Below are 19416 nucleotides of genomic sequence, written 5' to 3' on the forward strand. Positions count from 1 at the left end.
ATGACCCGTTGAACACCCGCAATAAACAGAAAACAATCATTGGCTGCATTGTATTTGTACTCGCTCTTCTCACTTTCTCTTCAGCCCCTTTTCAGCAATTCGCTTCATTTCCGGAAAAAATCCGCATGTTTCAGGGGTCACTCACAGAGTTATCGCTGACGATGCCGGTTACTGCTACCGTTGAAACGAGTGATCCGGATGTCGTGCATGTAGCCGCTGCTGCCGATCAGCAGGTGGACTTGCGCCATCCGCTTACCATTCAGCCAGGGCACCCAGGAGATGCCAAGGTTATGTTGAAAGTTGCCAATATCCCGGTAAAAACGGTTGATGTGGAAGTATTGCCAGACTTGAAAGTAATCCCAGGTGGACAGTCGATTGGTGTACAGCTACAGACGGTGGGGGTTCTCGTTGTCGGCCATCATCTTGTTGAAAGTGGCGGACAAAAAATCTCACCTGGAGAACAGGCAAATGTAAAAGTTGGGGATATGATTACGCGCATTAACGGTACTGAGATTAAAGGTATGAGCCAGGTGGGGAAACTCATCAATGAGTCTGGTCGCAATGGAAAAAAGGTTGAACTCACCCTTCTACGCGGCAAGCAAACACTGAAAACAGAGATTGTACCTGCTCTTGACGCCAAAGAAAACATGTACCGCATGGGACTCTACATTCGTGATTCGGCAGCGGGGGTCGGTACGCTGACTTTTTATGAGCCACAGAGTACTAAATATGGCGCACTCGGACATGTAATTTCGGATGTCGATACAGGAAAACCAATTACAGTTGGTGGCGGACATGTCATTCAGTCGAGTGTAACCTCGATTGAAAAAGGGGAAAGCGGTGCGCCGGGCGAGAAGTTTGCGATTTTTAAGAACGAGCGGGTAAAGCTCGGTTCAATTGAGAAGAACACGCCATTCGGTATTTTTGGTGCAATGCGTCAACTTCCAGAAAATACGATTGGGAAAGAACCTATTCCTGTTGGATTAAGCGAACAGGTCAAACCGGGGCCGGCCGAGATTTATACGGTGGTCGATGGGCAGAAAGTAGAAAAGTTCAAAATCGAAATTGTAAATGTAATTCCACAAAAATATCCGGCCACTAAGGGACTTATCCTGAAAGTGACCGATCCCGTACTTCTGAAAAAAACGGGTGGGATTGTACAAGGGATGAGTGGCAGCCCGATCATTCAGGATGGCAAACTGGTCGGTGCTGTTACACACGTATTTGTTAATGATCCGACAAGTGGGTATGGGACTTACATCGAGTGGATGCTGCAGGACGCAGGAATCGACATTCGGAACCGATCTGAACAGCAAAGCAGGGCGAGTTAACGCCCTGCTTTTTCTTTTTTTTGAATATTACGTCGAAATGAAGGAAGATCCGTCGAAAACTAATCTAAGAAAGCTGGAAGGATATACATGTATCACGTCGAAGTTTACGAGAGAGGATTCATCTGATACATAGGTGCAATTTACATGGGGATTTACAGTCACGTGCTGTGAAAATATAATTAGGACAGCAGGCAAAAAAAGGGGCGAGCGTATTTTGAAAAAAATTCAAGTGATTCTTGCGGATGATAATCGCGAGTTTACAGAGTTGCTTCAGGAATACCTGGACGCACAGGAAGACATTGAAGTAGCAGGTGTCGCATTTAACGGGAATGAAGTACTCAATCTAATGAACCATACGATACCGGATGTACTAATTCTCGACATCGTTATGCCACACTTGGATGGGCTGGCTGTGCTTGAACAGATCCGAAATATGAAGCTACCTGTTATGCCGAAAATCATTATGCTAACAGCGTTTGGTCAGGAAGAAATTACAAAGAAAGCAGTTGAGTTGGGCGTTTCATATTATATTTTGAAACCGTTTGATATGGAGGTACTGGTAAATCGTTTACGCCAGGTTGTTGGTGTATCCGCTGTTGTTACCTCTTCTGTACATACGCTTCGTCCTCCGTCGCTGCCATCAAAAGGAAAGACGCTTGACCAGAACATTACGAATATTATTCATGAAATTGGCGTACCTGCTCATATCAAAGGGTACCTGTATCTGCGAGAAGCGATTACAATGGTATATAATGATGTAGAGCTGCTGGGTTCGATTACAAAAATTTTGTACCCGGAAATCGCAAAGAAATTTAACACAACAGCAAGCCGTGTCGAGCGGGCTATTCGTCATGCAATCGAGGTGGCATGGAATCGGGGGAACATGGAGTCCATTGCCCGTCTGTTTGGCTACACGGTAAGCAATGCAAAGGCGAAGCCCACCAATAGTGAGTTCATTGCGATGGTGGCGGATAAGCTGCGAATTGAACATCATGTGTCATGATGAAGGACGAGACGAAGAAGCGGTAGACTGGCATGCAGTCCGCCGCTTCTTTTATACGAAAGTGGGCCTTTCCGTTGAAAATACTTTATAAACATGGTATTTTTAGCTAGGGTTATGGAAAGTAAGGGGGGATATGCTTGTGCGAATGAAAAAAGCCTATATGATTATTTCCATCATCATGGTGCTGTCCCTTGTGTTGTCCATGATTTTGTTGCCGCTTGTGTTGCCGTTTATACGGTAGATCGATCAGTGTGACGTGAGGACCTTATGGTGCAGATTCAGCTTCTCATCTAACAACTGACTGATACGCACAACGTCCGGGTCGGTTAGATTTTTCTTCTCATGAGCAATCTGATGCATGTGTTCGCGTAAGGATTGAATTTCGTGTTGAAGAACGTACAGGTAAGGGGACGATTTGATCGTAGACATGACATGTTCGACCTCCTTTATTACAAGGAGTATATGTGGGAAGAACATGTAATATGTACATAAGAAGAGTACTGATAAATATGAAGGAGGAATAGATGGAATGAATTTATTAAAAGATAAAAATATCGTAGTAATGGGCGTTGCCAATAAACGCAGTATTGCATGGGGGATTGCGCAATCATTAAATGCAGCAGGGGCGAATCTGATCTTTACGTACCAGGGAGAGCGCCTGAAAGAAAATGTGCAGGAATTAGTTGAGACACTGGGCCAGAAGCGTACCATTCTTATTCCGTGTGATGTAACGAATGATGAAGATGTTCGAACTGCGTTTGCCCGTATTAAAGAAGAAGTGGGTGTGTTACACGGTCTTGCACACTGCATCGCTTATGCGAAAACAGAAGATCTGGAGGGAAGCTTTAGTGCTACATCCCGCGATGGATTCGCGATGGCGCATGATATTAGTGCGTATTCATTCGTATCTGTATCAAACGCAGCACGTGAGCTGATGACGGAAGGTGGCAGCCTTGTCACCCTGACATACCTGGGCGGCGAACGTGTTGTACCGAATTACAACGTGATGGGTGTGGCAAAAGCAGCGCTCGAGATGAGCGTTCGTTACCTGGCGTCTGATCTTGGCAAAGAGAACATTCGTGTGAATGCAATCTCAGCTGGTCCAATTCGTACGCTTGCTGCAAAAGGCATTCGCAACTTTAATGACCTGACAAAGAATGTGCCAGAGAAAGCACCGCTTGGCCGCACAATTGACCAGAGTGAAGTAGGGGATGCGGCATTGTTCTTATTCAGTCATCTGTCACGCGGCATTACAGGAGAAGTACTGCATGTAGATGCTGGTTTTAACGTAATGGCATAAGGTATACAAACCGTTTTGAAAAGAAGAAGCTGTCCTGAAAGCTAGAATATGGCGAATGGGACAGCTTTTTTCTGTTAAACTAAGAGCATCACAAAATTCGGATGAGGTGAGAGAAATGAGAGCAGATTTACACTCCCATACAACGGCGTCAGATGGAACATTCACACCGCGCCAGGTAGTTGAGCGAGCAAAAGCAAAAGGGCTTGCCGCGCTTGCTATTACAGATCATGATACGGTGGCAGGGCTTGCGGAAGCACAGGCTGCTGGAGCGGAGCACGGGATTGAGATTGTGCCAGGAATTGAGATCAGTTCCGTTTATAACGGCCATGATGTGCATGTACTTGGCTATTATATGAATACGGTAGACGAAGATTTTCTCGTTCGGCTTGAAGAGCTGCGCGATGTACGTCATTTGCGCAATAAAATGATGCTAGCCAAACTTGCTGAGCTTAGTATTCATATTACGCTTGACGAAGTTGCGGCACGTAAAAAAGACGCAGCCGGCAATGTTGGCCGTCCTCATATTGCAGAAGTGCTCATGGAGAAAGGAATTGTTTCTTCTATGGAAGAAGCATTCTCCCGTTACCTGGGTAGTACAGGAGCCGCGTATGTCAATCCACCGCGTATCACACCAGAGGAAGCGATTGATCTCATTCATGCGGCAGGCGGCGTGGCCGTGCTTGCGCATCCAGGTCTGTACAAAAATCCAGAACTTGTCCGCACGCTTATTGCGTATGGGCTTGATGGCATTGAAGTGTATCACCCGGATAATAATACAGAGGATGAGGTGCTGTATAGCGCATTGGCAGATGAAGCGGGAATTAGTAAAACGGCCGGCTCTGATTTTCACGGCATGCGGAATGATATCGTGTTTCATGCAGATCTTGGGAACAGATCGACCCCTCTAACTACTGTACAGGAATTACGGCAGCGTGCTCAAAAGTACCAGATAGCGTTATAGCTCTGTATAGATTCTCTCTTTTCTGCGCATGTTATAGAGTAGGAAAGGAGATGAAAGAATGGAAATTGTGTATAGTGTTATTTTATCATTCATTGCACTTCTTTTATTATTTGGGGCAAGTTATCTGCTTGCCGTACTGATGAATAAAGCCGTAGCAAGCACAGAATGGCAAACATTGCATGAACCCGCTCATACAGGAGTTGAAAGCCTAGAGCAGGAGCAAAAAGATCGGAGTTAGTGCCGATCTTTTTTTATGCCTGTTTTTGCATGTAAATAACGGGAATCGTGTCATCGTTTTCTATTTAATATGATATGATAAAGAGTAAGAGTACGTTTACAAGTACTTGTCATCGTGGCGCATAGTGGGAAGGGGATACAGGATGAAGAGACAAATACACAGCAGAGAAGTGAAAGCAGCAGCGTTACAGCGGCTTGCTGAACGTGGTGTAACGGTAGAAGATATCGCTGAAGTTGTCTACTTGATGCAGGCACCGTACAATGTAGGCCTGAAAATTCAGGCATGTATTGAAAGCGTTCACGCTGTTTTGGAAAAGAGGGAAATTCAGCACGCCATTCTCGTCGGGACTGAACTGGATATTATGGCTGAGAAGAATATGCTATCTGAGCCGTTGCAGTCGATCATTGCAGCGGATGAAGGGTTGTTCGGATGTGATGAAACGCTTGCTCTCGGTTCCGTTCTTGGATATGGGAGTATTGCAGTCACGACATTCGGACATCTTGATAAACAAAAAATTGGCATTATTAAGCGGCTTGATACGAAGCGCGGAGGAGGAATCCATACATTCCTTGATGATCTCGTAGCAAGCATTGCAGCATCCGCGTCAGGCCGGATGGCACATCGTCTGCGTGATGAACAGGAGCGCGAAGAAGAACGCCGATCCGAGTTTCAGGCTAATGATGAGCAGGCTGGATAAATGCACATAAAGACGTCCGGGAGATAACCGGACGTTTTCTTTTGTATAATCGTAACGTGGTTTGGAAGTGGGAGAAGGAGTAGGGATAGGCCCACCGCGCATATACTATTGTGAATATACATAGGGAGGCGGTACCGTGAACGAAGGAGTGGTTCAACAAGTTTTGTTTGTCGGGGTATCTATGGTGATGGACGCATGGAATTATCATCTTGCTTGGCGTATCTCAGTTGATTTGCCGCATGATCCACCGTTTATACCGCCGGTGGACCCTCCCAAGGACCGGGTTGCCTAGCGAAACAAACTAGCCTTTTGTACGTATAACTGTATAGGATGATAGGACGGAGAAGAGGGAGACGATGAAAGCAAAAGTGCTCATACTACTTGCATCGCTATGTGTGTCCGGTGTGGCCGCCGCAGCTTCAGGAGAAAGCTATCTCGGGAAATACCCCATAGTGGATGTAAAATGGAACGGAGCTGCATTTGGAAAGGAAGGTCATCCGCCTGTCATTAATCTGGAAGGCGTCACCATGGCTCCGCTTGCCGAATTGACCAAAAAGATGGGAGCCTTTCTTTCTAAGGAGGAGGCAACCGGGACGATTAATATCGTAAAACCGAATGTAAATATGATTGTAGCAGCGGGAATTCAGGAAGAGGGAGATAAAGAGTATACGATTCGTTCTCCTTTTATGGCGGTAACAGCAGGCAGCAAAGCATCATTTTCTGTGTTTGCTGATATTGATAATGCGCCTCCTGACAGCATGCTTGTTTTCAAGATCGTTGTTCGCGACCCTTCTGGAACCGAGCAGTACGTTAGCTATCCACAGAGCTATGCTACAGGCCGGAATGGAACGGCTTTTCTGTATACGCATAACGTAAAAGGAATGGACTTTCGGCAGGCTGGAGATTACCGGGTACAGTTGATTATGAAGCGGGATTCAGACGATGAGTACATGATCGTCGGCGAGAATCTTATACATGCCCAATAGCCTTTTGCCTGTCCGTGTATTTCTATTCCATGTAAACGATGGTATAATAATAGCTACTATCGTTAAGAAATTTTAGCAGTGTCTACTTTATTATAGAAAGGAAAGAGAGCAGCGGATGAAAGCGAAGCCTAAGAGGCGTGAGTCCAGTACAGATATGGATGGTCCGAGTCTACGTGTCGCATGGAAAGATACACAATCGCTTGCAGCAGTATGGGATGTAGAAGAACAGCAGAGGGAGGCTATTGAGCAACGGTTTGCGATTCCAGTAGGAGAGCTGCCGTTTGTACTTCGGCTGTACGATATTACGGACAGAATGATCAAGAATGATGGACTGGATACGTATGTTGATTTCGATATTAACTTCCAGTGCGCAAACTGGCTTTTGTACGGGGTTGAGTCTCAGCGTAAGTATTGTGTGGAACTGGGCGTGCGCATGATTGACGGTCGGTATTATTCGCTGAAACGATCCGATCACATTCTACCCTATGTAGGGTAGCAAGATGTAAAAAAAGGAGCAGCTCTGTCTGCTCCTTTTTTAATATGTACAGAGAAGAGAAAGACTGGGGGATTGTGATGAACTACGAACAATGGGCCAAAGCAGCACTTACAGGTGCGATGACTGTGCAGGAGTTGGCCGATTACTTACAGACTGAAGGCTATAAAGCGGTACAGGCTATCATTTTTTGTTTGGAAAAGGAACTTAGAACGGTTGCAGATGAAGAGGGGCTTGTAGCCTGGGAAGAAGCATTTAAGCGGGCACATGCTGCTTTGCCTGCTCCCGGTGAGTATAGTCCGTCCTGGCATGACATCTGGGACGAGCTTACAGCGGTACAACAGGAAAAAGCAAAAGCATTGGCATCGGTAGCACCAGCAGAGCGCACCGGTATGTGGCAGGTAATCTTTGATAATCCGTATTCTACAGAGGGAGTGGTCTGTCACCCCAGACTTTCTCTCGCGGATGCGGCGTATTTATACGCGGGATATCGGTACAACCTGAAGAAAAATGAACATGTATGTTTGCAGAAAGTGCAGACATATGTAGAGGTAGCAGGAGAGTAGTAAGAAGGAAAGGGGAGAACAAGGTCGAACCCTTTTTCACTAAAAAAGCTGCATGGGTAATGTGCCCATGCAGCTTTTTACTTTGCTTACTTGCGCGGATTAAAATACATAACCCGATCGTTGAACATATGTAACTCTGCTTTGTATTCGCTTGCAAAATAGCGACACAACTCATTGGCCTTACATTTATCTCCGTGTGTAGATTGTTCAGTAAGGGTGATTTGTATGTATGACTGTTCTTTTGGAACGGTGCGTGTGCGTGTCTGACCTTCATGATCTGGATCTGCTTCTGTGATGGTCTGTTCAATTGTACGCGTTCCGGCTCCGATCAGGATGTAGCGGTACAAAGTTTCATCTGTTCCTTTGAGATAAAACCATTGCCCTTGTCCTTCTGGTTTTTCTTCTATGGTATAAGGGAAGGCAAACTGGTCGTATGCCCAGTCCAGCTGCGTTCCTGTTTTTTTGAGGACAGTTGTATACTGGTCTAGCTTTTGTTTCACATCACCAATAGAGGCTTGTGCGACTGTAGAACCTTCCACAAATATGATATAGGCGCTTCTGCTCACGGTTTCTCACTCCCATTTGGATTTTTCGTCCATCTAACGTTGAGTTTAGCATTGGATACATACTTTGGCAACTAATCTTCCAGTGAAAAAATGGGGCTAATTGAGAATTAAGTTGTTGACTAAATTTTTAGAAAAATGTACTATTATATAGTAGATAAAATAATTAGAATATAAGAATATTTATTGGAGGGGGAAGGAGAGACGTATCATGGATAACAAAGAGAGTCATAGTCGGCATGATTTGCATCAAGTTTTGAACACGCTGCGTGCGATCAGCGTTGTAAATAAGGATGACTGGGAGACAGCAGCTCGGAAATTGGGGCTTGACTCAGCTGTTCAGCTTAATATTCTATCAATCGTATATTGCTACGAAGGGGTGCGCGTTACGCAGATTGCGGATTGGACGTTTTGGCACCCTTCATCTGTTGTCATTCATGTCAAGAAGATGATGGAGAAGGGGCTTGTAACGATTGGGAAAAGTGATAAGGATGGTCGAGTTGTTAATGTATTTTTGACAGATCGTGGCCGAGAAATTGTGGAACTCAATGAAGAGCAGGCACCCGACGTATTTCGGATTACGAATGCGCTTGCGAGTCTGGAGCTTCGTTATGGACGCAATGTATCGGCTCTTTTCTATGAGTGCCTCGATTTTCTCGCAGAAGAACTGCATGGACCAGAAAAGGTTTACTGGCTGCGAGACAGTGAAAAGAACAATTGCAGCATAGCTGCGACATAACCGATATGAAACATATTGCAGTTGCCTGTCTATATAAAGAGGAATAAAGAAAACCGCCTTTCATTTCAGAATGGCGGTTTTTTGCAATGTAAACGCTTAATAAATAGGTAATTAGCAATATTTCGTTATATATTACCTGTATGATAAGATAAAGGCAAGAAGACAATTCATCATGACAGGAGGTTTCGAAAACATGTTCGAAAGATTATACAGTACATCTGAATCAACAAAAGTAAACTTTGTTGGGTTTGTATCCGAAAATGCCCGTTATGATTTTGGCATTGTTTACACGAACCAGTTTTTTGGAAAACCCCTGGTCATCTGCATGCAGACAGGGCGTTCCTCTCTAATGTGCGCTGAGGATGCACAAAACCTTGACGTTCTAAAAAGAAAATTTTCCATTCCCACGGATGAAGAGGCGCGTGAACTGGCCATCTTTTTAGAAAGTCAACTGCCACATACAGACCACACTATGACACAATATTAACGTGTTCATAGTATCTGTAGCTTATGATACTGTACGTACAGGAGCTGTCTTATAATCGTCAATGATGACGATAGAGACAGCTCCTTTTTATATTGGTCAGGTCAGGAGTGGCAGAAAAAAGGCTAAAATACCGGTTGACGATATTAGTATGTCATATTATATTAATGACATAACATATTGAGCGTAATACGCGAGGGGGAACCGGATATGGGCACAATTATCTGCCAGCATTGTGACACAATTATTGAGCATTATGAAACGGAGAAAGTAGAAGTGTTGTATGCGAATACATGTGACTGCTCTTCCTGTGGAGAAAAGAAATAGTATGACATAATGAAAAGGACCGAATGAGTGTATAGCTCATTCGGTCCTTTTCTATTACATTAGCGAATCGCCGGGTTGCGTTTAATCACTTTAATCATCTCGATGGATTCATCTTCAGGGCCCTGTACTGGCAGCCCGGCTTCTAGGTTCTCGATGATGTAGTCAATGTTATCCTGAGTAAGCATTTCACCCGGCAGCACAATTGGAATGCCCGGTGGATATACCATAATAAATTCTGCCATAATGTGCCCGGCTGCCTCACGCAGCGGTACAAGTTCCGTCTCTGCATAAAATGCTTCACGTGGAGAAAGGGCAAGGTCTGGAATTTTTGGCAGATGCACCGTCAGTGGTTGAATGGATTCCTTGCCTAGTTGAATACGAGCGAGCTCGCGTAGTGCCTGCACAAGTGTCGTCACAGTGAGAATAGAATCTCCCGGAGTTAAGATGCACAGGATGTTGTATAGATCGCTCAATTCGACTTCGATGTTATATTTTTCACGCAGCCATACTTCTACTTGATGTCCGGTTAAACCAATGCCGCGCACCTGAATAATCAGTTTGGACGGGTCCATGTTATAAGTAGCAGCACTGCCAAGAATTTCTTCTCCAACGCAGTATAATCCTTTGATACTGTTGATCTCGGAGCGAGCATGTTGTGCCAGCTCAAGCACGTGATCCAGCATTTCTTTGCCATGCATAACTAATTGCTTTCGTGCTGTATCGAGCGAAGCAAGCAAGATGTACGACGTTGACGTTGTCGTCAGCATACTGATTACAGACTTGACCCGGTTCGCTGAGACGAGTCCTTCCCGCACGTTCAGCACGGAGCTTTGTGTCATGGAGCCGCCTAGCTTATGCACGCTCGTTGCAGCCATGTCAGCTCCTGCCTGCATCGCTGACATCGGCAGATCATCGTGGAAGTGAATATGAACACCATGTGCTTCATCGACAAGAACAGGAATACCATGCTCATGGACGACATCCACAATCTCTTTGAGATTGGCTGATACGCCGAAGTATGTCGGATTAATCACCAGTACTGCTTTAGCGGTTGGATGCTGCGACAGTGCATTGCGGACGGAGTCGATGGTGATGCCGTGTGCAATTCCTAGATTCGGGTCCATAACAGGATGGACGAATACAGGAATAGCGCCCGCAAAAATAACGGCAGACAGGATGGATTTATGCACGTTACGAGGCACGATGATTTTCTCACCTGGCCCGACAACTGACATAATCATTGTCATAATCGCTCCGCTTGTTCCTTGAACAGAGAAAAACGTATAGTCAGCTCCAAACGCCTCTGCTGCAAGTTCCTGCGCTTCTTTAATTATTTTTTTTGGATGGTGTAGATCGTCGAGCGGCGCGATGTTAATCAGGTCGATTGATAGCGCATTTTGCCCGATGAATTCACGAAATTCTGGATACATTCCTAAGCCTTTTTTGTGCCCTGGAATGTGGAACTGAATCGGATTGCGCCGTGCATGTTCCACAAGCCCTGTAAACAGGGGAGTTTTTGTTTGATCCACTGTTTCATTCCCCATTTCTTCTATCTTCTCGCCTGTACGAACGGCGACTTATTCGCAAGCTTGCAAACATAATTGAGTATAACAAATGCTCTCACAATTTTCATCCTGAATCGTATTTTTACCATTCTGAAAAAATAGACAGGATTTTGCTATATGGAAGCGAATAGTTAAGGTATACAACAGTATTCTACCCCAGTGAGAAGGAGAGACGAGTATGAAAACACGCGTGACTGAAATTTTTGGCATTGAGTATCCGATTGTGCAGGGAGGACTTGCATATCTTGCTTATGCAGAGTTGGCGGCGGCTGTATCGAATGCAGGAGGCCTCGGACAGATTACAGCGATGACATTGAAGACTCCGGAAGCATTGCGTGCCGAGATTCAAAAGGTGCGCAAACTGACTGAGCGTCCGTTCGGTGTGAATTTTGCGATCGGGCAGCACGGTCATTCTTATGAAGCGATGCTAGATGTGGCGATTGAAGAAAAAGTTCCGGCGATCTCCATTACAGGCGGTAATCCAAAGCCGATTTTTGAGCGTCTTGCTGGAACGGGAATTCGGACGCTTGTACTGGTTGCTGGTGTACGTCAGGCGCAAAAGGCAGAAGAGCTTGGAGCGGATGCGGTCATGGCAGTCGGACAGGAAGGTGGCGGTCATCTCGGACGTGACGATATCGGGACGATGGTGCTTATTCCGCGTGTTGTAGATGCTGTATCGATTCCGGTGCTGGCAAGTGGTGGAATTGGAGATGGACGAGGTCTTTTGGCAGCGCTTTCGCTTGGTGCGGAAGGGATTGAGATGGGGACGCGTTTCATTGCCACAAAAGAGTGTGTCCATGCGCATGAGACGTATAAACAGGCACTTGTAGAAGGCAAGGAAACAGATACGGTTATTATCAAACGGACGCTTGGCGCACCTGGCCGTACGTTACGTACGCAGCATGCGCTTGATATTGTTGCACGGGAAGCACAGGGGGCTGATTATGAGGCATTAAAAGATATGATCAGCGGACGCGCAAACTGCCAGTATATTTATGATGGTAGTGAAGAGACGGGCTATGGCTGGGCTGGACAGGTTATCGGGTTGATTGATGATGTGCCAACTGTTCAGGAGTTGGTAGATCGCATGATCGTTCAGGCAAACAAAGGCGTATCGCGCTTGAGTCATGCATTTGAAGGGGTCGATGTACGGGGATAGAGAGCAAGAGTGATGGAGAAGGCGAGTGATTACAAGGAAGGAAAAGGTGTATGCCTTTTCCTTGCCTTAATTTGTTAGATGCTTTCCCCACAGGCTAGTTTATAAAGCGGCTGCATCGTATGGAAGGTCTCTTCGATGCGGACAAGTAGCTCCTGGTCATTTAATTGGAGCGCCTCCTCTTTGGCAAGGGTAATGCCGCATAGAAGCTCTGATTTTTTGACGCGTGCTAAGCGCTCACCCGCATCTGTGATCGCGGCTGTATCTATGGACGTGTGTGGAATAGTACCCGGTTTTGTATGGTCGAAGGACCAAACGTATGAAGCGGGTACAAGAGTGTGGATGTGTTCTGCTGCTGCGACAAGGCGTGTTCCGAATGTAGGCTTTACGGGCGCCTCATAAATGACGGCAAACCAGATGAACAGGTGGGTTTCCCACATGCCGACTTGGAAGTGGGGTAACATTTTGTAGCCTCGCTTGCTGGCTGCCCATGCGACCCATGTATCACTTGGTGGATTAATCGTCCGTCTAGCGTGCTTGGCGACATGCGCGAACATTTCCTCACCGCACTGAGCGGACAGAACAGGAGCAAGACGGGCTCCAAGCGCTTCAAGCTTCGGGCGCACAGTCGCTTTCAGCGCTTCCATACGTGCATCCAGACCTGGGATAGTAAAAACAGCAAAATCTTCTTCCGTAAAGTAGGACATAATGGCCTCCTATGTATGTATACTGTACGCTGATCGTATCATATTGAACGAAGCCTGTTAACACCAAAAACGTGTTGCTTTCATAAAGAAAGTACGATACACTTAACAATAAGAAAATTATGATAAATCAGATAACTCCAGAATGGAGGGAATCTCATGCATGTATATGACCAGATCGAATACAGTGATGTCGTCTTGTGGTTTGATGAATTTCAGATCCATAGTCTGATTGCCCATATGACAGCGCAAGGTATGAAGGTCGCATGGAAAGAAACATCGCGGTATTTCTCTCTGTCCGTTATAACTGACTCGCAGCGGCATCGTCTGATATTTCACAGGGTTGGTAAGAAATACAGGATGCGCGATCGGCATTATAATATTTTAGATCAAAATTTTGAAAAGATTTTGTATTACTTTATCGAACAGGCACGTGGACATGCTGTGGTAAAGATTTATTCCGGCGGACAGCTGACAGTACAGCGCATTCGCTATGGAGAGGCTGAACAAATTATTAAGATCAACGGTTCGCTTCGTGAAATTGTTTTTGAGAAAGTATGTTCTGTGTCAATCGAAGATGTGAAAGCGGCGTTTAATCGAAAGGACGCTGAAGAGCGCATTCCTGATTTATTACAGGAAGTAGATGTGGAGCTTGATCGCTTGAATAAAGCGCTTACAAAAGAGGACACAGCAGCGGCCGAGCGGGCAAAAGCACGGCTTGCCGAATTGCGCCACGAGATGCTTTTATTGGAAGTATAAGCAGGAAATAGCTTTCTTTATAAGGAATATAGTACGCATGCTTCTGTTTCTATGAGAGGCATGCTTTTTTTGTGGCATACTATAAACACATACATTTTGCGGAGGTGCATCATGATGAAAGTAAAATTATCGACAGAGGCTATCGCAGCAATTGCGACAGATTGTTTAATCGTAACGTATTGTGAAGATCAGGATACGCTTAAAGGTCATGCAAAAACAGTAGACAGTGCGCTTGATCATCGCATTTCACAGCTCATTGCTGAAAAAGAAATCAAAGGTAAATTTGGAGAGGTAACTCTGCTACATAACTGGGGGAAAATCCCGGCAAAACGAACGATCGTACTTGGCCTTGGTAAAGAAGCTGAGCTTACGGTAGATAAAGTGCGTGATGCTGTTGGAATTGCTGCGCGTCATGCCCAGAAAAAAGGTGTGAGAAATTTAACATTTGGTGTGGCTGATTATTATGTACAGCGATCACTCTGGAATCCGGTTGATATCGTACAGAGCGTTGTAGAAGGTGTAGAACTTGGCACATATGTATTTGTCGGCTACAAAAAGCAGACAGATCCTGTGCCTGCGATTGAAGAGTTCACGCTTGTTGTCGAAGAAGGAATGGGCAAATCGGCTGTAGAAGCAGGCTTCCATCGTGCCGATGTGATGGCGTACTCCACGAATTTGGCGCGTGATCTTGTCAATGAACCAGGCAATAAAATGACCCCTGCTATTCTTGCAGACCGTGCGCGGAGCATTGCTCGTAATCACAATCTCGAAATTACAGTACTCAACAAAGCGGAGCTAGAAGAACTTGGCATGGGAGCCCTGCTTGGTGTTGGACAGGCGAGTGTAAACGAGGCGAAGATGATTGTATTGAAGTATCATGGTGCGCCAGATAGCCGGGAGGTGCTTGGGCTTGTCGGTAAGGGTGTTACGTTCGATACAGGTGGAATCCAGGTGAAGCCAGATGAAGGCATGGGTGAGATGAAAACGGACATGGCGGGTGCAGCGGCTGTGCTTGCTGCAATGGACGGCATTGGGGCCTTGCAGCCGCATGTAAACGTGATTGCGGTTATGCCGACATGTGAGAACATGATTGGGGGGAATAACCTGAAGCCGGCGGATGTCATTACCTCTTTTTCAGGCAAAACAATTGAGATTGTGCATACGGATGCAGAAGGGCGCCTTATTCTTGCAGACGGGGTAGCTTATGCAAAGCATCTTGGAGCCACAAAGCTTGTTGATGTGGCAACGCTTACAGGATCTGTTGTTTCCGCTCTCGGACATGCAGCGACTGGGATGATCACGAACAATGAAGAATGGATTGATGAAGTGAAGGTTGCAGCACGTATCGCGGGAGAAAAAATGTGGCAACTCCCGAACTTTGAAGAATATCAAGAATACATTAAAAGTGATATTGCTGATATCAAAAACGACGCCGGTCGTCCAGCCGGTTGTATTCAGGGCGGGATTTTTATCGGAGCGTTCGCGGAAGATACGCCATGGGTACATCTTGACATTGCCGGAACGGCGATTGTTGATAAAGACCGCGGTCATCATCCGGAGGGCGCAACGGGTGTTGCGGTGCGTACGCTTATTCAACTTGCCATTCGTTTCGGCGGGAAGTAAGTAGCAGGATTTCGTTAGAAAGAGATAATTTCATGTGGTCTCCACTGTCCATCTGTTTTACAATAAAAGACGTCATGGATTTAATGCAGTGAAAGGATGGAACAACAGTGGAGGTATGGTTTACGAAAGAAATCGCTGCGGGAGTTGCCGGAGCGGTGTTGCTACTCGTACTTGTTCTGCTTTTATGGAACATTGTGCTTACCGTAAAATTCGGCGGTTTGAAAAAGCGATTCCGTCGCTTGGCACAGGGATCGTCTAAAGAAAACCTGGAGCAGATTCTTGAGAAGCTATTTAGTCGAATGGAGGCGCTGGATGAATCCCAGCGTGAAGTCAGTGCGCTTGCAAAAGAGATGCGTACGCGGGTTCGTGAGCAAAAGGGCAACCTGGGAATTGTTCGTTTTTGTGCGTTTGAGCAGGAGGGGAGCGATCTTAGTTTCTCGCTTGCACTTGTGGATGAAGCCGGATCTGGCATGGTGATAACAAGCATCTACGGTCGTCATGAATCACGTGTATACGCGAAGCCGATTGAGGCTGGACATTCGTCTTATACGCTGTCGGAAGAAGAGCAGCAGGCGCTTGAAGCTGCACTGAAAAGTTCGGGCAGAGAATAAGAAAAAAGGGTTGCAACATATTCGTATCCATGTTATTTTAATTCTCGTTAGAGAAATCAATTAGGAACCAGGATTCACTTAAAGGGTGGGATTTTCTCGTGCTCACTCGCCCCCGTGGTGAATGACGTAGGTCCTAGCGATGTTTAACCACATTACTCATCCTAGGAAGGGGGACCGGAAGATGGAATACTCAACTTTCGGCAGACATGTAGCAATTGATGTGTGGGGAGTCGATTTCGAACTTCTCAACAGTGCAGAGTTTTTGAAGAACCATATGGTGGAAGCTGCAGAAGCGTGTGGTGCGACAGTATTGTCCGTGCAGGCGCAGCAGTTTGAACCGCAGGGTGCAACTGTACTTGTTATGCTTTCGGAAAGTCATATCTCCATTCACACGTACCCGGAGAAAGGGTTCGCGGCTCTAGATTGCTACACATGCGGGGAAACAGTGGATCCGCAGATTGCCATCGACTACATGGTTTCAATTCTGAAGCCAGAGAAGTACTATGCCAAGAAGCTGATTCGTGGCGTAGGGGAGATGGAAGTTGTAACACCAGAAGTGAAAAAACACGTGAATGCGTAACGAACGGTAAAGGAAGGTGCTCTGCATCTTCCTTTTTTGCGTATAGGAGTTGTATTTTAGTCGTGTGGTAGTTACTATTAAAATACAAAGCTGCAGCGAATCAATATCTAAACAATAGAGGAGCAGATCTATGAAAATCGACACCGCACTGTTTGATTATTTGCAGATTAAAGTGGTCGCCGATGCGCGTCCAGATGATACAGCAGCGCAGCAGACTGCTGACTTTTTTCGCTCGATTCTTGAGCAGGACCATCAGCTAGAGAAGCTCGATGTTACACACGATGAAACGATGTACCATGTTACATACACAACTGCCGGCAAAACGAAAATGCGCATGTATGATCGGGAATCAGTAGAAGTGATGCTAGCAGCGATTGAGCGTGAGCCACGCTACGGACAATAAAGCAAGGGAAGATAGGTAGATAAAGAGGTCAGATGAAGGAAAAGGCGCTTGCCTTTTCCTTCTTTTAGCGAGAAGGAGGTAGCCTTATGTGGGTGCGTGATTATATGACACCAAATCCAATCGTTCTGTACAAAGAAGAAACGATAAGCCGTGCGGCTTCGTTAATGGTTGAATACCGCATTGATGGATTGCCAGTTGTAGACCGAGCACATAAGTTGATTGGGCTCATTACGAAATCACACGTATTTCGCGCCACTAAAAACCACCTGCCGGAAGAAACGCCGGTCGAGCAGCTTATGCAGACCCGTCTGGTAACGCTATATGAAGATCAGCAGATTTATGAAGGATGGGATGAGGAGCTAGATGCGGGCCGCCTGCCGGTTATTGATCGGGTGGGAACGCTGATTGGAATTTTGACCCGAACGGATATTCTTCGAGCGTTTGAACATCAGACCCGCCGGACGATTTCGCAGCTTGATGCGATTTTACAATCGACCTATCATGGAATTGTTGCTGTAGATCTATCAGGGAGGGTACTGTCGATTAACCAGGCGGCCGAGCGTTTGCTAGGTTTTCGGCAGAAAGATGTTGTACGCAAGTCACTTGCCGAATTAGTATCAGATCAGACGCTACTCTCCCTTTTGCTTTCCCTGGAGAAAAAAGAGATGATGCGGCTTAATTATGGTGGTCGTCGCTTGCTTATTAACCACACCCCGATCGTCACAGATGAGGGCCGGAAAATCGGGATGGCAAGCGTCATGCAGGATATTACGGAACTAGAAGGTATCTCTGCCGAGCTGACAGCGGTACAAAAGCTCAACCGGGAGCTTGATACGATTATTGAATCGTCTCATGATGGAATTGTGGTGACAGACCAGCGCGGTGTCATTCGTCATTTTAATCAGGCATTTAGCCGCATGACGGGCGTGTTAGCAGAAGACGCGATTGGTATGCAAGAAGAGGAGCTAGAACGTCGGGGGATTATCTCGCAAACAGTGAGCAGTATGGTGGTTGAGCAGCGTAGACGGGTCAGTGTCATTCAGAATCTGGCGAACGGAAGCGTCCTTTTGACGACGGGAACGCCGATTTTTGATGACCAGAGCGGAGAGATTTCACAGGTTGTCATGAATTGTCGGGATTTAAGTCAGTTAAATCAGGTACAGGCAGAGCTTGCTGAAGCGAAACAGCTATCCGAGCGCTATCATTCCGAACTTGAAGTGCTGCGTGCCCAACAAATGGAGATCGAGGGCATCGTGGCCGAAAGCGAAGAGATGCGCAACATCATCCAGATGTGTATTCGTATTGCGCAGGTTGATACATCGATTCTAATTCTTGGAGAGTCCGGCGTCGGCAAAGGTGTGCTTGCTAAACTGATCCATCAGCGCAGCACCCGGGAGCGCGGCCCGTTTATTTCGATTAATTGTGGTGCGATTCCAGGCAACTTGCTCGAGTCTGAGCTATTTGGATATGCCCCAGGCGCTTTTACGGGTGCCCAGCAAAAGGGGAAACCTGGTCTGATCGAACTTGCAGATGGCGGAACGCTGTTTCTTGATGAGATCGGGGATCTTTCGCTTGATTTGCAGGTGAAGCTTTTGACAGTGCTACAGGAGAAGTCTGTTATACGTATTGGAGATGTGAAAGAGAGAATGGTAGACTTCCGACTGGTGGCGGCCACAAATGTCAATCTGCTGGAGAAAGTGCGGGCAGGTCGCTTTCGTGAGGATTTGTATTATCGAATTAATGTAGTCCCGATTGAGATTCCTCCCCTGCGCAGACGACCGGATGATTTGTTCCCGATGATTCATTATTTTCTTAGTAAGTTTAATGAGAAGCATCGGCTTGATAAGCGCATGTCGTATGAAGCATTAGAAGTGATGCAGGCGTATCCATGGCCGGGTAATGTACGAGAGCTGGAAAATATTATTGAGCGTTTGATTGTAACAACGATTGGACCGATTATTGAGGTAAAACAACTACCAAAAGCGATGCTTGATGTGCCAGGACATGTTTCACGTATAAAGGACTCTGGGATGCGGGATACAAAAGAAGAAGTGAGGAAGCGGCCTGCTACGCGGGATGAGGAACGGGAGGAATTGCTTCGTTTGTATGAACAGTATCGGAGTACTCGCAAAGTAGCTCAAGTGCTTGGGGTTCATCAATCGACCATTGCACGCCGCTTAAAAAAATATGGTATCATTCAAAAAAACGATGCGCATTGATGCGAAAATGATGCAGAAATGATGCGATGCGCATCGGAATCGCATCATTTTTTGTTGTAAAGCGAATTCAGCTTATGAAAAGTGACGATTTTTCTTAGATTTTTAAAG

24 protein-coding genes are annotated in these 19416 nt (G+C 46.0%); 20 read left to right on the forward strand and 4 right to left on the reverse strand.

The genetic code is table 11. The features are described from left to right. Positions 1 to 8 precede the first annotated feature (8 nt). Together spoIVB and spo0A are read left to right on the forward strand one after the other, a co-directional pair. Entirely contained in the window at positions 9 to 1331 is a 1323-nt protein-coding gene (gene spoIVB, locus PO771_RS05980; protein WP_272562359.1) for a SpoIVB peptidase, read from the forward strand. Between the two features lie 214 nt (positions 1332 to 1545). After that, on the forward strand, positions 1546 to 2334 hold the full coding sequence (spo0A, locus tag PO771_RS05985) for a sporulation transcription factor Spo0A (RefSeq protein WP_272562360.1): 789 nt from the start codon (positions 1546 to 1548) through the stop codon (positions 2332 to 2334). Between the two features lie 246 nt (positions 2335 to 2580). On the opposite strand, the gene PO771_RS05990 is transcribed toward spo0A, so the two are convergent. Continuing rightward, positions 2581 to 2763 carry an aspartyl-phosphate phosphatase Spo0E family protein gene (locus PO771_RS05990; RefSeq protein WP_272562361.1) on the reverse strand — a complete coding sequence of 61 codons (183 nt, stop codon included), beginning with the start codon at positions 2761 to 2763 and terminating at the stop codon, positions 2581 to 2583. Positions 2764 to 2863: 100 nt separating this feature from the next. On the opposite strand from PO771_RS05990, the gene fabI reads away from it, so the two are divergent. From fabI to PO771_RS06030, 8 genes are all read left to right on the forward strand, one after another. Next, a complete protein-coding gene (gene fabI, locus PO771_RS05995; RefSeq protein ID WP_272562362.1) occupies positions 2864 to 3634 on the forward strand; it encodes an enoyl-ACP reductase FabI in 771 nt (256 codons plus the stop codon). 115 nt (positions 3635 to 3749) lie between these two features. Next, positions 3750 to 4595: a PHP domain-containing protein gene (locus tag PO771_RS06000; RefSeq protein WP_272562363.1), complete on the forward strand. Its 846-nt coding sequence runs from the start codon at positions 3750 to 3752 to the stop codon at positions 4593 to 4595. A 58-nt stretch (positions 4596 to 4653) separates the two neighbouring features. Continuing rightward, a complete protein-coding gene (locus PO771_RS06005) occupies positions 4654 to 4833 on the forward strand; it encodes a hypothetical protein (RefSeq protein WP_272562364.1) in 180 nt (59 codons plus the stop codon). 142 nt (positions 4834 to 4975) lie between these two features. Next, positions 4976 to 5530, forward strand: a complete 555-nt coding sequence (locus tag PO771_RS06010) for a phosphatidylglycerophosphatase A family protein (protein WP_272562365.1) — start codon at positions 4976 to 4978, stop codon at positions 5528 to 5530. Positions 5531 to 5666: 136 nt separating this feature from the next. Beyond that, positions 5667 to 5822, forward strand: a complete 156-nt coding sequence (locus tag PO771_RS06015; RefSeq protein WP_272562366.1) for a hypothetical protein — start codon at positions 5667 to 5669, stop codon at positions 5820 to 5822. Positions 5823 to 5886: 64 nt separating this feature from the next. Continuing rightward, positions 5887 to 6516, forward strand: coding sequence for a hypothetical protein (locus PO771_RS06020; protein ID WP_272562367.1), 630 nt, complete (start codon positions 5887 to 5889; stop codon positions 6514 to 6516). A 115-nt stretch (positions 6517 to 6631) separates the two neighbouring features. Further along, positions 6632 to 7012: a DUF4912 domain-containing protein gene (locus PO771_RS06025; protein ID WP_272562368.1), complete on the forward strand. Its 381-nt coding sequence runs from the start codon at positions 6632 to 6634 to the stop codon at positions 7010 to 7012. A gap of 77 nt (positions 7013 to 7089) precedes the next feature. Next, positions 7090 to 7575, forward strand: coding sequence for a hypothetical protein (locus PO771_RS06030; protein ID WP_272562369.1), 486 nt, complete (start codon positions 7090 to 7092; stop codon positions 7573 to 7575). A gap of 86 nt (positions 7576 to 7661) precedes the next feature. On the opposite strand, the gene PO771_RS06035 is transcribed toward PO771_RS06030, so the two are convergent. Next, positions 7662 to 8141 carry a DUF1885 family protein gene (locus tag PO771_RS06035; RefSeq protein ID WP_272562370.1) on the reverse strand — a complete coding sequence of 160 codons (480 nt, stop codon included), beginning with the start codon at positions 8139 to 8141 and terminating at the stop codon, positions 7662 to 7664. Positions 8142 to 8349: 208 nt separating this feature from the next. On the opposite strand from PO771_RS06035, the gene PO771_RS06040 reads away from it, so the two are divergent. The 3 genes from PO771_RS06040 (at position 8350) to PO771_RS06050 (ending at position 9688) form a co-directional block, all read left to right on the forward strand. Further along, the gene (locus tag PO771_RS06040; RefSeq protein WP_272562373.1) at positions 8350 to 8877 is read left to right on the forward strand and encodes a MarR family winged helix-turn-helix transcriptional regulator; all 528 of its coding nucleotides are present in this window, start codon (positions 8350 to 8352) and stop codon (positions 8875 to 8877) included. A 193-nt stretch (positions 8878 to 9070) separates the two neighbouring features. Then, positions 9071 to 9364 carry a DUF3055 domain-containing protein gene (locus PO771_RS06045; protein WP_272562374.1) on the forward strand — a complete coding sequence of 98 codons (294 nt, stop codon included), beginning with the start codon at positions 9071 to 9073 and terminating at the stop codon, positions 9362 to 9364. A 207-nt stretch (positions 9365 to 9571) separates the two neighbouring features. Next, positions 9572 to 9688: a GapA-binding peptide SR1P gene (locus PO771_RS06050; protein WP_272562375.1), complete on the forward strand. Its 117-nt coding sequence runs from the start codon at positions 9572 to 9574 to the stop codon at positions 9686 to 9688. 59 nt (positions 9689 to 9747) lie between these two features. Here PO771_RS06050 and PO771_RS06055 read toward each other — a convergent pair whose 3' ends face one another. After that, positions 9748 to 11217, reverse strand: coding sequence for an aminotransferase class I/II-fold pyridoxal phosphate-dependent enzyme (locus PO771_RS06055; RefSeq protein ID WP_479688787.1), 1470 nt, complete (start codon positions 11215 to 11217; stop codon positions 9748 to 9750). 214 nt (positions 11218 to 11431) lie between these two features. Between PO771_RS06055 and PO771_RS06060 the strand changes: the two genes are divergently transcribed. Continuing rightward, positions 11432 to 12412, forward strand: a complete 981-nt coding sequence (locus PO771_RS06060; protein ID WP_272562377.1) for an NAD(P)H-dependent flavin oxidoreductase — start codon at positions 11432 to 11434, stop codon at positions 12410 to 12412. A 74-nt stretch (positions 12413 to 12486) separates the two neighbouring features. On the opposite strand, the gene PO771_RS06065 is transcribed toward PO771_RS06060, so the two are convergent. Then, positions 12487 to 13116 carry a YktB family protein gene (locus PO771_RS06065; protein ID WP_272562378.1) on the reverse strand — a complete coding sequence of 210 codons (630 nt, stop codon included), beginning with the start codon at positions 13114 to 13116 and terminating at the stop codon, positions 12487 to 12489. A gap of 156 nt (positions 13117 to 13272) precedes the next feature. On the opposite strand from PO771_RS06065, the gene PO771_RS06070 reads away from it, so the two are divergent. The 6 genes from PO771_RS06070 (at position 13273) to PO771_RS06095 (ending at position 19308) form a co-directional block, all read left to right on the forward strand. Continuing rightward, positions 13273 to 13872: a hypothetical protein gene (locus PO771_RS06070; protein ID WP_272562379.1), complete on the forward strand. Its 600-nt coding sequence runs from the start codon at positions 13273 to 13275 to the stop codon at positions 13870 to 13872. 111 nt (positions 13873 to 13983) lie between these two features. Then, entirely contained in the window at positions 13984 to 15495 is a 1512-nt protein-coding gene (locus PO771_RS06075; protein ID WP_272562380.1) for a leucyl aminopeptidase, read from the forward strand. 107 nt (positions 15496 to 15602) lie between these two features. Beyond that, the gene (locus PO771_RS06080) at positions 15603 to 16106 is read left to right on the forward strand and encodes a DUF4446 family protein (RefSeq protein WP_272562381.1); all 504 of its coding nucleotides are present in this window, start codon (positions 15603 to 15605) and stop codon (positions 16104 to 16106) included. 181 nt (positions 16107 to 16287) lie between these two features. Then, the gene (speD, locus tag PO771_RS06085; protein ID WP_272562382.1) at positions 16288 to 16686 is read left to right on the forward strand and encodes an adenosylmethionine decarboxylase; all 399 of its coding nucleotides are present in this window, start codon (positions 16288 to 16290) and stop codon (positions 16684 to 16686) included. 130 nt (positions 16687 to 16816) lie between these two features. Then, positions 16817 to 17089, forward strand: coding sequence for a hypothetical protein (locus PO771_RS06090; protein ID WP_272562383.1), 273 nt, complete (start codon positions 16817 to 16819; stop codon positions 17087 to 17089). Between the two features lie 86 nt (positions 17090 to 17175). Further along, a complete protein-coding gene (locus PO771_RS06095) occupies positions 17176 to 19308 on the forward strand; it encodes a sigma-54-dependent Fis family transcriptional regulator (protein WP_272562384.1) in 2133 nt (710 codons plus the stop codon). The last annotated feature ends 108 nt before the right edge of the window (positions 19309 to 19416 follow it).

The sequence above is a fragment of the Aneurinibacillus uraniidurans genome, from assembly GCF_028471905.1.
GTDB classification, from domain to species: Bacteria; Bacillota; Bacilli; order Aneurinibacillales; family Aneurinibacillaceae; genus Aneurinibacillus; species Aneurinibacillus uraniidurans.

What these genes read in the sequence shown, in the direction of transcription:
- PO771_RS05990 (WP_272562361.1), bottom strand. Translation starts at nt 2,763, where the DNA reads ATGTCTACGATCAAATCGTCCCCTTACCTGTACGTTCTTCAACACGAA.
- fabI (WP_272562362.1), top strand. Translation starts at nt 2,864, where the DNA reads ATGAATTTATTAAAAGATAAAAATATCGTAGTAATGGGCGTTGCCAAT.
- PO771_RS06000 (WP_272562363.1), top strand. Translation starts at nt 3,750, where the DNA reads ATGAGAGCAGATTTACACTCCCATACAACGGCGTCAGATGGAACATTC.
- PO771_RS06005 (WP_272562364.1), top strand. Translation starts at nt 4,654, where the DNA reads ATGGAAATTGTGTATAGTGTTATTTTATCATTCATTGCACTTCTTTTA.
- PO771_RS06010 (WP_272562365.1), top strand. Translation starts at nt 4,976, where the DNA reads ATGAAGAGACAAATACACAGCAGAGAAGTGAAAGCAGCAGCGTTACAG.
- PO771_RS06020 (WP_272562367.1), top strand. Translation starts at nt 5,887, where the DNA reads ATGAAAGCAAAAGTGCTCATACTACTTGCATCGCTATGTGTGTCCGGT.
- PO771_RS06025 (WP_272562368.1), top strand. Translation starts at nt 6,632, where the DNA reads ATGAAAGCGAAGCCTAAGAGGCGTGAGTCCAGTACAGATATGGATGGT.
- PO771_RS06030 (WP_272562369.1), top strand. Translation starts at nt 7,090, where the DNA reads ATGAACTACGAACAATGGGCCAAAGCAGCACTTACAGGTGCGATGACT.
- PO771_RS06040 (WP_272562373.1), top strand. Translation starts at nt 8,350, where the DNA reads ATGGATAACAAAGAGAGTCATAGTCGGCATGATTTGCATCAAGTTTTG.
- PO771_RS06045 (WP_272562374.1), top strand. Translation starts at nt 9,071, where the DNA reads ATGTTCGAAAGATTATACAGTACATCTGAATCAACAAAAGTAAACTTT.
- PO771_RS06050 (WP_272562375.1), top strand. Translation starts at nt 9,572, where the DNA reads ATGGGCACAATTATCTGCCAGCATTGTGACACAATTATTGAGCATTAT.
- PO771_RS06060 (WP_272562377.1), top strand. Translation starts at nt 11,432, where the DNA reads ATGAAAACACGCGTGACTGAAATTTTTGGCATTGAGTATCCGATTGTG.
- PO771_RS06065 (WP_272562378.1), bottom strand. Translation starts at nt 13,116, where the DNA reads ATGTCCTACTTTACGGAAGAAGATTTTGCTGTTTTTACTATCCCAGGT.
- PO771_RS06070 (WP_272562379.1), top strand. Translation starts at nt 13,273, where the DNA reads ATGCATGTATATGACCAGATCGAATACAGTGATGTCGTCTTGTGGTTT.
- PO771_RS06075 (WP_272562380.1), top strand. Translation starts at nt 13,984, where the DNA reads ATGATGAAAGTAAAATTATCGACAGAGGCTATCGCAGCAATTGCGACA.
- speD (WP_272562382.1), top strand. Translation starts at nt 16,288, where the DNA reads ATGGAATACTCAACTTTCGGCAGACATGTAGCAATTGATGTGTGGGGA.
- PO771_RS06090 (WP_272562383.1), top strand. Translation starts at nt 16,817, where the DNA reads ATGAAAATCGACACCGCACTGTTTGATTATTTGCAGATTAAAGTGGTC.
- PO771_RS06095 (WP_272562384.1), top strand. Translation starts at nt 17,176, where the DNA reads ATGTGGGTGCGTGATTATATGACACCAAATCCAATCGTTCTGTACAAA.